The organism is Microvirga lotononidis, assembly GCF_034627025.1.
In the GTDB taxonomy this organism is placed as follows: domain Bacteria; phylum Pseudomonadota; class Alphaproteobacteria; order Rhizobiales; family Beijerinckiaceae; genus Microvirga; species Microvirga lotononidis.
Genome location: NZ_CP141050.1, coordinates 1035176 through 1047817 on the forward strand (window position 1 = coordinate 1035176; position 12642 = coordinate 1047817).

The 12642-nt window shown below is 60.7% G+C and carries 20 protein-coding genes; 7 read left to right on the top strand and 13 right to left on the bottom strand.

Features of this window, described 5'->3' with window-relative positions:
* Window positions 1–3: 3 nt before the first annotated feature.
* Window positions 4–399 carry a response regulator gene (locus U0023_RS34650; RefSeq protein WP_280941514.1) on the top strand — a complete coding sequence of 132 codons (396 nt, stop codon included), beginning with the start codon at window positions 4–6 and terminating at the stop codon, window positions 397–399.
* A 55-nt stretch (window positions 400–454) separates the two neighbouring features.
* Here the strand turns inward: U0023_RS34650 and U0023_RS34655 are convergent, their stop codons facing one another.
* Window positions 455–820: a DUF1236 domain-containing protein gene (locus U0023_RS34655; RefSeq protein WP_009762925.1), complete on the bottom strand. Its 366-nt coding sequence runs from the start codon at window positions 818–820 to the stop codon at window positions 455–457.
* A gap of 59 nt (window positions 821–879) precedes the next feature.
* On the bottom strand, window positions 880–1242 hold the full coding sequence (locus tag U0023_RS34660; RefSeq protein ID WP_009762926.1) for a hypothetical protein: 363 nt from the start codon (window positions 1240–1242) through the stop codon (window positions 880–882).
* A gap of 294 nt (window positions 1243–1536) precedes the next feature.
* Here U0023_RS34660 and U0023_RS34665 point away from each other — a divergent pair, with 294 nt between their 5' ends.
* Both U0023_RS34665 and U0023_RS34670 read left to right on the top strand, forming a co-directional pair.
* Window positions 1537–1839: a hypothetical protein gene (locus tag U0023_RS34665; protein WP_009762927.1), complete on the top strand. Its 303-nt coding sequence runs from the start codon at window positions 1537–1539 to the stop codon at window positions 1837–1839.
* A gap of 197 nt (window positions 1840–2036) precedes the next feature.
* Window positions 2037–2615 (top strand): L,D-transpeptidase, encoded by a 579-nt coding sequence (locus tag U0023_RS34670; protein ID WP_009762928.1) that lies wholly within the window; start codon window positions 2037–2039, stop codon window positions 2613–2615.
* Window positions 2616–2687: 72 nt separating this feature from the next.
* Here the strand turns inward: U0023_RS34670 and U0023_RS34675 are convergent, their stop codons facing one another.
* From U0023_RS34675 to U0023_RS34685, 3 genes are all read right to left on the bottom strand, one after another.
* A complete protein-coding gene (locus U0023_RS34675) occupies window positions 2688–3101 on the bottom strand; it encodes an ASCH domain-containing protein (protein ID WP_009762929.1) in 414 nt (137 codons plus the stop codon).
* Window positions 3098–3304, bottom strand: coding sequence for a hypothetical protein (locus U0023_RS34680; protein ID WP_009762930.1), 207 nt, complete (start codon window positions 3302–3304; stop codon window positions 3098–3100). The genes U0023_RS34675 and U0023_RS34680 overlap by 4 nt, the downstream gene beginning before the upstream one ends.
* Window positions 3305–4130: 826 nt before the next feature.
* A complete protein-coding gene (locus tag U0023_RS34685) occupies window positions 4131–4256 on the bottom strand; it encodes a hypothetical protein (protein WP_009762931.1) in 126 nt (41 codons plus the stop codon).
* Window positions 4257–5474: 1218 nt separating this feature from the next.
* Here U0023_RS34685 and U0023_RS34690 point away from each other — a divergent pair.
* Window positions 5475–6260: a hypothetical protein gene (locus U0023_RS34690; RefSeq protein ID WP_009762933.1), complete on the top strand. Its 786-nt coding sequence runs from the start codon at window positions 5475–5477 to the stop codon at window positions 6258–6260.
* Window positions 6261–7032: 772 nt separating this feature from the next.
* Window positions 7033–7356 (top strand): hypothetical protein, encoded by a 324-nt coding sequence (locus tag U0023_RS34695; protein ID WP_009762934.1) that lies wholly within the window; start codon window positions 7033–7035, stop codon window positions 7354–7356.
* A 128-nt stretch (window positions 7357–7484) separates the two neighbouring features.
* Here U0023_RS34695 and U0023_RS34700 read toward each other — a convergent pair whose 3' ends face one another.
* From U0023_RS34700 to U0023_RS34735, 8 genes are all read right to left on the bottom strand, one after another.
* On the bottom strand, window positions 7485–7736 hold the full coding sequence (locus U0023_RS34700) for a hypothetical protein (protein WP_009762935.1): 252 nt from the start codon (window positions 7734–7736) through the stop codon (window positions 7485–7487).
* Window positions 7737–8029: 293 nt separating this feature from the next.
* Window positions 8030–8461, bottom strand: a complete 432-nt coding sequence (locus U0023_RS34705) for a PRC-barrel domain-containing protein (protein ID WP_009762936.1) — start codon at window positions 8459–8461, stop codon at window positions 8030–8032.
* Between the two features lie 200 nt (window positions 8462–8661).
* Window positions 8662–8886, bottom strand: a complete 225-nt coding sequence (locus U0023_RS34710; RefSeq protein ID WP_009762937.1) for a hypothetical protein — start codon at window positions 8884–8886, stop codon at window positions 8662–8664.
* Window positions 8887–8974: 88 nt separating this feature from the next.
* On the bottom strand, window positions 8975–9262 hold the full coding sequence (locus tag U0023_RS34715; RefSeq protein ID WP_154661104.1) for a hypothetical protein: 288 nt from the start codon (window positions 9260–9262) through the stop codon (window positions 8975–8977).
* A 327-nt stretch (window positions 9263–9589) separates the two neighbouring features.
* Window positions 9590–10048 carry a DUF6894 family protein gene (locus U0023_RS35865; protein WP_407667451.1) on the bottom strand — a complete coding sequence of 153 codons (459 nt, stop codon included), beginning with the start codon at window positions 10046–10048 and terminating at the stop codon, window positions 9590–9592.
* Window positions 10049–10068: 20 nt separating this feature from the next.
* Window positions 10069–10230, bottom strand: a complete 162-nt coding sequence (locus U0023_RS34725; RefSeq protein WP_195904200.1) for a hypothetical protein — start codon at window positions 10228–10230, stop codon at window positions 10069–10071.
* A 78-nt stretch (window positions 10231–10308) separates the two neighbouring features.
* Entirely contained in the window at window positions 10309–10899 is a 591-nt protein-coding gene (locus tag U0023_RS34730; protein WP_009762941.1) for a LemA family protein, read from the bottom strand.
* Between the two features lie 166 nt (window positions 10900–11065).
* Window positions 11066–11410, bottom strand: coding sequence for a hypothetical protein (locus U0023_RS34735; RefSeq protein WP_009762942.1), 345 nt, complete (start codon window positions 11408–11410; stop codon window positions 11066–11068).
* A gap of 265 nt (window positions 11411–11675) precedes the next feature.
* Here U0023_RS34735 and U0023_RS35870 point away from each other — a divergent pair, with 265 nt between their 5' ends.
* Together U0023_RS35870 and U0023_RS34740 are read left to right on the top strand one after the other, a co-directional pair.
* Window positions 11676–11855 (top strand): NepR family anti-sigma factor, encoded by a 180-nt coding sequence (locus tag U0023_RS35870; protein WP_195904201.1) that lies wholly within the window; start codon window positions 11676–11678, stop codon window positions 11853–11855.
* Between the two features lie 130 nt (window positions 11856–11985).
* Window positions 11986–12396 carry a hypothetical protein gene (locus tag U0023_RS34740; RefSeq protein WP_009762943.1) on the top strand — a complete coding sequence of 137 codons (411 nt, stop codon included), beginning with the start codon at window positions 11986–11988 and terminating at the stop codon, window positions 12394–12396.
* Window positions 12397–12642 lie beyond the last annotated feature (246 nt).

Here is a 12642-nt window from a genome sequence, read left to right on the forward strand (position 1 = left end):
TTGGTGACGGCTGACATTCTGATTGAAGCTGGCTTCCGTGTTATGGAAGCAGCCAACGCCGACGAGGCTCTCACTGTGCTCAGCGCCGGAGTTGGGGTTGACGTCCTGCTCTCGGACGTCGAAATGCCGCCAGGCCGCAACGGCTACGCGCTCGCCCGCCAGGTTCACGAGTACTGGTCCAACATCGAAATCCTGATCACCTCGGGACGGAAATGGCCGAGGGAAGGTGATCTTCCGCCCGGGGCCGCGTTCCTGGCCAAGCCCTGCCCGAGCGAGACCCTGGTGTCTTACGTGCGCTCGGCCGCCGAGCGTGCTCAGATCGCCAGAGCCACATACCCTGCTCCGGATGCGGCTGAGCCAGCCGAGGGAACGATCGTTCCGTTCCCGAAGGCGGGATGAGCCGGACAGATCATCAGGAGAGTTTTCGGTTCAGAGAAATCAGGCTCTCAGGCCGCTATTGGCGCTTGATGAGCTGAATCACCTTCCGGCTCTCCGGCTCCACGATCGCAATCTGGTTGCCGGCAATCAGGTAATTATAGGTCGTGACAGTCGGAACGGCCGTGGCGGCATCCTGGGGCAACTCGAGCAGTTCCACCTCTGGCGGAATGACCATGCCGATCCGGACGGGCTCGTTCAGATTGGTTTCCGGCAGGTCCGGAGAGGCCTTGACCTGATCCAGGATCATCTTCTGCTTCTCGGCGGAGAGCGGGATCGGCTCACCGGTCTCGATGGGAGTTCCTTGCGCCGGCTGGGACAACGCGGGAGAGCCACAGCCGAGGGCTACCATCCCAAACAGAATCAGTGGCACTGTCGCTCTCATGACTACCTCCTCCGCTGATCGGGAGAACGATGAGCGTGAGGCCCGGTTGCGTATGCTCCTCAATCGCAGACCCTGACACGCCGCTCGATCACCTCACCCCACGGGTTCATCCGGCGCTTGATGATCAGGCGGCAATCCTCGCCTCTCCACCAGGGGCGGGCCGCAACAGGGTAACTAGGCCGGTGCCATCCCGGCCCGGGCCGGCCATCGATCCGCTCTTCTTCGACATACCGTGGGCCGCGCTCGATCCTCTCCTCGCGGAAGCGCTCGGTGACGACAGGCGGTGGGGTCTCGTAGATCTCTCTGCGGCTCTCGACCTCGACACCCTCGAAGGGGGCGATCCCATAATCAGCCGCCCGGGCTGAAGCGGTCAGGCACAGACCAGTCAGCCCTGCGATAAGAATTGCTGTGCGTGCTCGCATCGATCTCTCCTTGCCGTCAGGCCGGAACCTGAACCCAACTAGGACCAAGACAATGGCAGAGGCGGTGTGACGCTTACCCGAACAATTCCTTCAGCTGGAATTCATTGGCATGGGGCGAGCGGCTATACGGCTGTTCGAAACCAGGCCGTCGCTCGACCAGAGCCCGAATTCGAATGGGCCAGGGAACTTTGCTGGAAGCTTGGCGTTATGTGGGCTCGACCTGAGGCATCAGGCGTCGAGCCATAACGAAGAGCGGCTGTTTCGGCAGCCTGCCAAAAACCTGCAAGGGCATTCATGCACGCATTTCCCCAAACCACCCGACCCGAAACCTCGCGAGCCTTTACCATTATCCTTGAGCGCCTTTACGCCATGGCGCTGCAGACGGATCCTTCGCTGGGCGATCCCGCGGATCTTGACGCGTCCCTCACGGCCTTGCCCACCGAGAACCGCAGTCAGGTCATGCTGGTGCTGGAGAGCGTCGAGAGCCGGGCACAAACTCGAGCCGACGTGGAACTCGCAGAGGCGGCCCGGATGGTCCGGCATGCTGCCAGGCGGGTCTGGGCGTATGAGGATTCTGGCAGCTTGCGCTGTGCCTAAGCGGAGGGTGCCAAGGCGGGAACTCATTCTACCTTTGTCCGCCTGGAGTGACTTCTGAACGGCCGCGGCTCCCTCCCTTCTTAAGAGGGGGGCCGCCGTAGGCCGTGCTCAAGGGGCGAAGCAAGGGTGGCAGGCTGAGGATCTCAAGCTGGGCTTTGAGCGTTGAAGCTATGCCATGCTGCACAAGGGAGGTCCGCATGCCCCGTCTCATGATCACACTCGCGGGACTGGCATGTAGCGCGATGCTGGCCAGTTCCGCTCAGGCTCAGTCGACCGCCTCGCTCAGTGGCGGGCCCGCCAACTTCTTCGAGCGGCTATTCGGAGGCCTGGCGTCGCCGGCAGCCCGCCAAGTTGTTATCTGGCGCGGTACGCAGCAGCCCGGCACGATCGTTATCTCGACCAGCCAGCGCCGGCTCTACTACGTGCTCGGCCAGGGACAGGCGATTCAATACGGCATTGGGGTCGGCCGTCCAGGCTTTGCGTGGGCCGGCACCAAGACGGTCAGCATGAAGCGGGAGTGGCCCGACTGGAGCCCTCCGGCCGCGATGCTGCAGCGGCGTCCTGATCTGCCGCGTTTCATGAAAGGTGGCCTCGGCAATCCCCTGGGTGCCCGGGCTCTGTATCTTGGCTCGTCGATGTACCGCATCCATGGCTCGAATGAGCCGGAGACGATCGGTTATGCGGTTTCCTCAGGCTGCATCCGCATGACCAATGCCGATGTCGTTGATCTCTATAACCGAACACGGGTCGGCACCCGGGTCGTGGTCTTACGCTGACGAGATCTGACGCGGTTGACCATTCTGGGAACTCAGCCGTGGTTTGACGCCATAGCCTCAGCCCGCAGATCCTCAGGAATTGATGAGACACTGCTCATCGACATCAAAGAAACGGAGTGAGCCGGGAAGCGGCGTGAAGGGCACGATCCGTGGGCTGCGTAACACAAAGCCGTAGGGGCCGATGAACCAGGGGGAAGGATGCTCGGTGACGCAGTCGGCGATCTCGACCTCGCCAACGATGCCTCCTCGGGGAAGATCCTCTTTCCGCGGCAAGCCTCCACCCAGCATGATCGCCTGACACAGCCATTGCTCAGGGCTCCGGCACGCCTGTTGGAAAGCGCTATAATCCTCCTGGCGCACGATTGCAGTGGCATGGATCAGGACGCGCCCGCGGAACTGGGTCGGCCATTCCCGATTATCGACATCCATTCCGGCATGGAAGATCGCCCACGCAAAAGGCTGTCGGACAGAAAGAGCGACTGTCATCCAGGCAACAATCCCGTCACGACGAAAAACTTTGCTTCGAGTTGAGCGACGAGCGTTTCCAAGTGCTCCGGCAAAGGTGACCTCAAGGTATCCTGGTAGATACTCTTCAGAGAATGGCCGAGAATTAAGTTCACTTGCTCCTGCGAGAAGGTCAGGCTGTTTGGGATGTTGTTCATCATCTCACGGTTGTCGTTCCATGGCATGGGATTATTCTCAAGGTCCGCGTAGCGTTGGTTGATTAACACAGGTTAAACGTAACTCGTGCGCTCATGATCTGGTTTCAGCGGGGCCGTGAGATGAACCTACGGCCGTGCCAGGCGTCCATCGGATGTGTCAGGCAGGACGAATGACGGCCGACGAAAGACATCTCATCAATCGCAAAAGGCTTTCTCGCGACCATAGCCTTGTCACCATTGGTGCTGGTCTTGGGGTGCTTCTCGTCCGGGTCGGCCCTATCCTGTTGTTCGTTTGATCGACCCAGGGTGAAACTGCACGATTTGAACTGCCGTGACAGTTCCAACCTTCAGACATCAGAACCATGACGAAAACGGTCCGGGGACAACCTGGGTGTTCGGAGTTCCAGTCCGTGGGGCGAACACAGGAAAGCGGCGTGTGATTTCAGGTTGGTCGCCGATAGCGAACGATAACCTCTGCCCGCTGGCGAGCTGCATCAGCGAAAAAAGGCCGGGCCAGAGGCCTGGCTAACGGTGAGGTCCGACGAAGTTCAAAACCTTCCAGAGGGAACGGCAGATCAGGCAGCGCCGGGAGGAAGAAAGCGCTGCCGCGTTGAAATCAGCCAAAGCCTGTATCGACCGTGTTTGCTCTTCGGGCAATAGAACCCATGTCATGAACGGGCTGCGCCGCAGACATGACGTCCATCTCACAAACGCCGCATACTCATCTCAGGCAAACCTTCCGCTCCGACGTCGTTATCGAGCATCCAGAGAACATGGCGGATGCCATGTGCAGGTGAATTCACGCCTCACCCGCCGTCCCAATGTCCCTCGATCACAGCGATCTTGAGTTCGATCAGATCCGCAAGAATGTTGTTGGGGTGAGAGCCCAGAGATCCTGAGCGAGCTCCTTGAGTTCGGTGAGGGTGGCGCCTTCCGTCAGGTTCCGCTCGGCCATGCGTAAAGCCTCCGTGAAATCCATCGCTACACCCTCCTTCGGAATCGGTCAGGAGATGAGCGTCCGAATGAGGCAATCATGCGCCAGCAGATGAACACTTCCGTGATGGTCAAATTGCTTGATGATAATCGCGCTCACATTTTGATACAGCGTCGTGACCACAGGCCACTCGAGCAGTCCGGCAATTGCGGCACGTTCCTGTGCTGCTTAAGAAGCCGTGGGAGTTCAGGTCGAATCTTATGCTGCCGATCACGCGATGAATGTCCGCTTGGGAACATTGCGGTCGTGTCTCGGCGTTCGCACGTCCGCACGATTCATCGTGGATGGACACACGGGATGTCGCTCCTGCTCCCTATGGTCGCAGACCACCAGCATGCGGCGCCTCGACGAGCCGATTTCGTCCAGATGCTGGGTGGAGCAGGTTATCCAAGCGGATGGAACTCCCGTCTACGCTGAGGAATCTCACGGGTAGGCTGGCGCACCGGCCGATAACGGTTTCTGTAGCTCGTATAAACGGGCTTCCGAGCATACCGGTAGGCTCGATAGTGCGCGCGTCCGGTGTTCGCACTGATGACGCCACCGATTACTCCGCCAACCGCGGCGCCGACGGGCCCACCGACAATGGCGCCCGCCACCGCACCGGTCCCAACGCCAACGGCTGTGCGGCTCTGCGCCATAGCGAAAGTTGGAAAGAGTGTGAGCGCCGATAGCGAAGCAAACGCAATGACAGCCTTCCTCATGCAATGAACCCCTTGTTTTTGATTGCCGGATCTAACCCTGAGCGGGCCGCATGGTTCCGGCAGATCAAGCTATATGTGTGAGAATGCGGGAGCCATCGACGCCTGGTCGTGTGACGGTGGAACCGTGCTCATCGCGGACCTCAAACTTGCGATCATCACATCCGATTGGATCGTATCTTCGTGAACCAGAAGCGGTGGTTTACCCATGGCTGGAAAGAAGCGTCTCACCAATCCGACCTTCGGCGGGCGCGTCCGGATGGGTTGGATACTCAGGTCAGCCGACATCTCATCAGGCACAGGCGTGCTGAATTGCATGGACGAAAGCCTGTTTCCCGCCAGCCCACGCTGAGACCGTCACCGTGAGCCATGGTTCGACCGCACTCAAAAAGATGCAGGGGAGGCTTTATCAGGAACACGCGTGGACAAGGCGAACGCCTGCCATAGAGTTGCCGCAATCCTTAACCGAATCTTACGTCGGCAGGACAATAAAAGGGGAACTCGAATGGGCAGGCTCTTCACGACACTCGGGGTTTCGGTTGTTGCGTTCGGAACCTTGATCGGGAGTGTGGAGGCGAAAACCGTCTTCTACGAAATCAACGGGCAGCGGTACTCCTACGACACCAGCAATCGCAAGCAGGCAGCGGCGGCTCGCAAGCAGATCGAGACGGCCAAGGCCGCTGAGGCTGCACAAGCCAAGGCCGCGGCGGAACGTGCAAGCAATCCTTTGGCCGCCCTCTTCGGTTCGCAGACCCAACGAGAGGCTGCGGAAGCTCAGGCTCAACTCGCGAAGTTCGTCTCGGATCAGCAGCTTGCTGCGGCAGCGAGCAAAGATCAACGTTCTTCTCGGGCCTCCAAGCATGAGGACCCCGCAAGGTCTGCAGAGGACAATGCCAATGAGCCAGCGGGAACGACCGGAGGCCAACAGGCCGTCGCTGTCGCAAGTGTAGCATCTCCACAATCGGGATCAGACTCCCAAACCTCCGCTGAACCAGTTCGCGCCGACAATGCCCGTAAGGCAGCTATCAAGTCGGTTTTCCTCGATGCCGAGACCGGGATCAAGACGATCATCAGGACGGATGGATCAATTCAGGAGGAGTTGTTCGACCCTGGCATTCTGTCGAAGCTTGATCCGGAGCAGCGCTCTGCAAGAACTGCCAGCAATGTGGTTGGTACCGATCCATTGCCTAAGTCCGCACCCGGGGACATGACCGGTTCCATCGGTTTTCAAGGAGCGGCGCTTGAGCCAGGTTCGCGCTCTGACATACGCGGTCGATCTCTGACCAACTAAGGCATCGCGCACCAAACATCATTATTCGGATCACGTCCTTGCCGATGACTATGGTCATCGGCCGGATGGCTATGGGGCAACCCGAAGCGTTCCTCCGAGGACCTGCGGATTGGCGATGCAGGCGAAAGAAAGTTCTACCGCTGCGCCATGATCGAAGCCGGAGCCCAAATCCGGTGTAGGAGTGGTGCCGCGATAATCCCGCCGATCAGGGCGAAAGCCGCCACAATCAGCCCCAGGCGCCCATACCATGCGAACCGCTCGTTGCGTCTCATAGAAAGCCGATGGTTGTTGCACTCAGGGACATTATACGTGGCGAGTACCATCGGCCAAGGGGCAGCACACACACTTGTCATCCGCGTCCAAGGGAAAGCGTGTGTTCCCGAGCAATGCAGATCGCTGCTCCAGGCATCGTCATAGCCCTTGCCGGCGAGAAAGTTCTCGCCTCTGGAACCAGCTCACAGAGGATGCTGCAAGGGGTGGGGCTCGTGCCGGTCCAAAGAGAAAGGCCTGGGAGCCCCCCAGCGGCTCCCAGACCTTACCTAAGGCTCCGGAGGACCAGGGGAGGAGCGGCCTAGGTACTCCGGAAGGTAGGGCAGAGGTGGTTCCCGTCCAGTGCGGCGATGCCGTTGGCCCGATCCCAAGCGCTTAACAAAGCCCCAATGGGTGCGGCAACATTCCTGTTTATCCACAAGCCTTTAACGGAACCGAGGCAGCCATTGGACTGTTTCAGAAACTCGCGGTGATGGCTGGGGAGCATTGCCTTTGAGACGACATGGCTTTTGGTTCTTCACATCGGGCTTCCGCTGAGATTGCCCATCACCTGAGCGCTCTGGCCGCTAAAGTGGACGAGATTGCCCGGCGCGCCGGTGTCTCTGCCTCTGAGCGTTTGGATCTTGAGACCACTCTGGCGAGCCTGCCGTGGCCGGAGCGGCGACGTCTGGGGTTGATCCTGGAAAGTGCACGTGTCAGCGCGACCAGCGAGGCCGTCCGGGATGCGGTCGCGGTGATGCTCGGTTTGGCTTCCGAGGTCTGGGCCAGAACGCCCCCACCTGCCGAGCGGAATAGCGAGAGCGACCGGGAGCCGGAAAGAGAGTAAACAGCGAGGTGGCGGAACCCTCTGCGCCACGGATATCCTCCATCGGCAGACCACGAGCAGGGCGTTCTAATCGAGAACCCAGGTCTGATGCCTCTTGAGCCAGATTAGAGGTGGGAAGGCGTTCAGCGTCAGGCGGGACGAATTCCAACGTTTGCCCACCGCAACTGATACTGGCGCACGATCTCACGCAGGGTGTTGGCTTCGTCCTGGAGACCGCCAACTGCATAGGAAGCCGCCACCTTCGAGAGTTGGCTTACGATCTGCTCCGGCGTCTCACCGGCATTCTCAGGCGACGTGAGATGTTCCCGTGTGGCGACTTCAAAGCTGCCGCCCTCATCGCGAGCTTGAACGGCTTCCTGGAAACGGCTGTTGTGAACCATGATGCCCCTGCCATCTGGACTTCGGCGGACTGTCGCGGATTCAGCCTGTCCGAAGGTTCGTAGCCGCACAAGGCATCCCCGCTTGACAGCATGACGCAGGAGCGGCACGCAACGGGAGCGTGAAGAAGTGCGGAGTGGTTTGAGAGTTGCCCGGTGGAAAGCGGATCGTTTCAGGACGAACGGCGGTTGGCTGCCTCACAAGCCCGCCGCATGCTTCTGCCAACCATACCACCACAGATTTTGATCACGCCGACAACGCCTCAGCCCATGGCAGAGTAAGATTGCGGCATCGATTACGCCGTCGGAGTGGTCTTGTAGTAGGCATCGACCCTGGCGCCGTACTCGTTATCCGTAAACGGATCCTCCCCGGCGCTGTACTGCGGGGCCTCAACCAGTCGGTCTCTGTCAATATCGACCACATAGCCGCCCAACCGCGGGTCATAGGTCAAAGCTCGCCAGGGCAGCGGATGGTAGCTCTCGCCGATCCCCAGAAAGCCGCCGAAGCTCATCACCACATAGGCGACTTGCCCCGAGATCTTGTCGACCATGAAGTTGTACACGGCCCCGAGCTGCTCGCCGGATTGGTTGAACACCGGCGTGCCCTCGACCTTGCTGGAGGCAATCAGACGCCGGGTCTCCTCAATGGCGATACCCTCACCCGAAGGGTCGAGTTCCATGGAGCCTGGTTCGCGAAGTTGTCTCTCGTTTGGTAACTGCGTCGGCATGATCCTCTCCTCCCAAGAGAAACGTCATGCTGGAGCGGCCGTTCCGACTTGCTTGCGGGCTGAGCACGGCGGGCCGGGCCTGTCCAGGTCACGGCAAGCGAGTCGAACGCTGAGGATGAGACCGCAATCAATTCCTCCCAGGGTTGGATGACACGATTGAACACCGTCGAGCCAAGAGAGCGGAGGAAACGAGGTGGGCTCTAGGTCGCCTGGAAGGCTCTTCGGGCTCGTTCGCGGATTTCGTCCAATTCGTCCTGAAGAGAATTGATCTGCCCTTCCAGCTCCTCAAGGGTGGCACAGTCCGGAGTGATGAACAGGCGGCCATCCTCGCCCCTGGTATAACGCAGAAGGGCAACCCTGATCGAGGCTGGTTTGTCGGGAGTTCCCGGTGTGATGTCCAACTCGAAGGCTCCGAAGACATGCATGGCGCTGCCTCCTTCCTGGATTGAGAATGCCCCGAATGAGAAGGATTGCGAGGACCGCCGCATCTCTACGTGCGCTCAGCCTCACGATCTATGAACAAGACCCGATCCGCCAACGTGGAAGAGGAGGATTGCTGAACTGCAATCCTGCCGGAACGCAGTCGGGGCGGCTCATGTTCGTGTCTGAGATGGATTGGGAAGCGATGGATCCCGTTGTTTCTGGATCGGAGACGGTGTCGAACTTCTGCGACCAGAGGTGATGCTGCCAGGAAGTATCGGAGAGCGTGTCCTCGGACACGGTGCTCTCGGCTGCGGCAACGGAGAGAGTAAGGCCTGCCAACAACATCGCGGCTGCGGGAATTCTGACGTCGATCATCATAGCCTCCACGGGTAGACGAGAGAATAATCCCGCTCCGTCCAACAGCGTTCCCAAAGGGCAAGAGAGATTGACCGCGGATGCCGCTGACCCAGACAAGCAGACGGCCGGCAAAGATCATGTCGCATCGGCGGGGAACCAAAGCGGCGCAAGCGCATTAACAAACGTCGCCGGCCTAATATGCCCCCATAGGGCCGGTGACCCTCAAAGCGCCCTCTCATGGGCGCTTTTTCTTTGCCGCGAATGCGGTCGACAGTCCGGATGTCGAATGGCTGTCATCCAGGCTGTCAAACAAGGACTTGCAACACGGTCCTCAGACAAGGACTCTGGTCAATGCAGCGCCGGTTCAAGATCCAGGGAGTGAAGGAGGCGGCCCTCCACACCGACGATCTCAAGGCGCCATCCGCTCCAATCGTCACGGCTGCCGCCATTGGCGTCCCGCAGTTCGTTAATGGCGGTTCGCGCCAGGGCCGCAGCCACCTCAAGATCAAGAACGTCAAGACCCGTGTCGTCCCGAATCGTTTCTCGACCGTGGACGAGATGGAAAAAGCAGCGCATCGGCAGTCCTTCCTCATCCGAGACATGGACGCAGAGTGGTAGCACGTTTCCTCGCACGGCGAAGCGACCACTCAGTTTCATTGGGTGCTCCCTGGTGGGGCAATCCCAGCGTCTAAAAAGGAAGGCTTGCTGACAAGGTATCCAGCCGACACCAGCACCCCGACTTCCGCCATCCCTGCCGGACCAGCCGCGCGAACTCGAACCCGTCAAGGGAGCCCGCCATGTCAGCATCGGTCAGGACCGCCTTGATGTCAGGCCGCTGCTTCAGGATCTCGTACCTCGTCGGCATCCTCAGCCTCCAGGAACCAGAAGCCCATCTCGCGCGGAATGTCGACCTGCGTCAGGCGGACCAGCGGCTCGTCCCCGTCCAGGAAGTCCACCGGCTGATTCAGGCTTCCGCCCCGGGGTTTCATGTGGGCAGCAACGGGCGCCGGCAAACTTGATTCCGCACCGGCAAGGATTTGCGAACTTCAGGGCATAGTCGGGCCGAGCTACGGCTTCGCCGGGGTTGGCGGCTGCTCGATCTCAGCTTGCGCGAAGGCCGTCAGCGGCTTCGCTTTTGGATCGACGATTGCTGCCACCCAGCCGCCTGGAAACCGGCCCAGTTCCTCATTATGGGCCCGCACGGCGCCGATGAGATCGCTGCGAGCCACCACCAGCTGGTCTCCCTGGCGCTGGAATTCGTGTAGGCGGTTCTGCAGGGCCGTGTCGCCCGTGAGCTCGGGATAGCGCTTGATCGTCGTGTACAGCCTCTCCAGGGCATCCGAGAGGCGCTGCTGGGCCTGCTCGTAGTGCCGGAAGCGCTTCGGCTCGGCCAGGAAGCCGTCGGCGTTGCGGATGGCCACGACCTCGTCATGGGCGGCCATGACCTCGGCGAGCACCTCGCGTTCGGCCGGGGCCTTCCTCCGCACCGCCTCGACCAGCGGCGGCACCTGATCGGCCCGTTGTTGATATTCGTGGAGCACCTCGCTCCAAGCTTGCTGGGCCCGCTCCCGCAAGCGGGACACATCCCCAGGAGCGCAGGCCGTCACACCAAGGCTGAGGCCGAGGGCAAGGCTCAATGCTCCCAGACGAGTACACACTTGTTCCTCCTGCTCTGGAGGGGCCGGGTGACCAGACCAGCCGTCAAGAGTTGGCCATCGCTCGCGTAACCCGAGCCGTCGGCGCTGGTTCCCGGTTCTGAGCCCTGGCATCCTCGCGGACTACTCCAGCTGAACCCGGCGTCAGAGGGTCTCCACTGAAACCCGATCAGAGCTTCTTGGCTTGAGTCGTTGGACGGCCGGACCGGTGCTCAACCAAGACGGTGGTTCGCGAGGCCGTCTCAGCCGCATGGCCCTGGAACGGCATGGCGGCCCATACTCTGGCAGCCTTCAGCTGAAAGAACTCGGCGGCCCGCTGGACCTCTGGATCGGACGAGAAAGCCTTCAGGCTCTGGAGGGTGAGCACCAGACGGCGTCGAAAGGGCCACGGCAAGGCTGTCAGCGTATCGTCCACGGTCAGGCGCGCAGCCCCTTCCACTCCAGCCTGATCGGCAATGTCATCGATCCGGCTCTGGACGGCACTCAGGCTTGCGGGGCTGGGAACATCACTCATCGAGACAAGGCACAATACACAGCAAACTGCTTCGGCAACGGCCGCGGCACCATGTTCGTTCCTCGAGGGGCCTGTGCGGCAATCGCACCCACCAAGTGAAGCCTCAATAATAGCTTGGCGGCAAAGGCCGGAACAGGCTGGTCCAATCAGGAAAAGCCAAGCTAACTTCCAGAGAAGGCTGGCTCATCTTCTCCTCTAAGCCGGGCTTTAACCAGCTGTTAACCATGCCTTTACATCCTCAGGCGCAATGAAGCCCGGAGATACCATGGCTGCTGACAGACAGAATTTTCGAAAAGCACACCTTGGCAAAGCAGCCCAGGTTCGGATCGGTCGCAGGCTGCGATTGGTCTACCGCCCCCTCATTGGCGAGCCGATCCCCGACGAGTGCGTCGATCTACTCCTTGCCCTCAGGCGGAAGGAACGAGAACTGGGTCGCTCAGCGTAGCCTGCGTTGAACGCCAAGCCTCAGGGCCCGCTATGCAGCCCTGCCTCGGCTCAACGGTCCCGCGGAAACCCACGCCCGCCAAGCACCGTTAGCGCCACCGAGTCTTGTCCCACTCTGTCGGAGTCAGGTCATGCGTAAACTGGCAGTTCTCTCGGCGGTGGCCCTGGTCGGGTTTGGATCCCTGGCCGACACCACGGATGCGGAAGCCCGCTCGCGCCGCAACACCGGGACCGTGGTCGCGGCGGGTGTGGCCGGCCTCGCCGTCGGCGGCCTGGTCGGCGCTGCCGCGTCCAACGCCTATGCAGCCCCCGCCTATGGCTACAGCTATCCGGCCTATGGCTCTCCGAGCTACGGCTATGCGCCCGTGACGACCACGCGCGTGGTGCGAACCTATGACGATTACGACTATCCGCCGCACTCGGTCTATCGCACCACACGTGTGGTCAGGTACTCGGCGCCGGTCACATACGGTTATGGCTATGCGCCCGCGCGCTACGGCTATTCCTGGGGCGGTCCCGCTTACAGCGACTACGGCTGGTAGGAAAGCCATAATGGGTGGTGGATAGCAGCGAACAGTCGCTCCGAGGGTTGCCGTCCGTCGCTTATGAGACTGCAGGTCTCTTGCGGCGCACGCTTTGGACGCTATGTCGGCTTGAACACGCGGTGCTCTTTGCCCCCAACCTGTAGCTCGCGTGTGAGAAAGGCCCGGTCAACCGGGCCTTTCTTTTGGCGCACGTTCAAGGCTTGCGTCGTTGCAGCCCGTCCACACCTAGGATGTGGCCGCCTG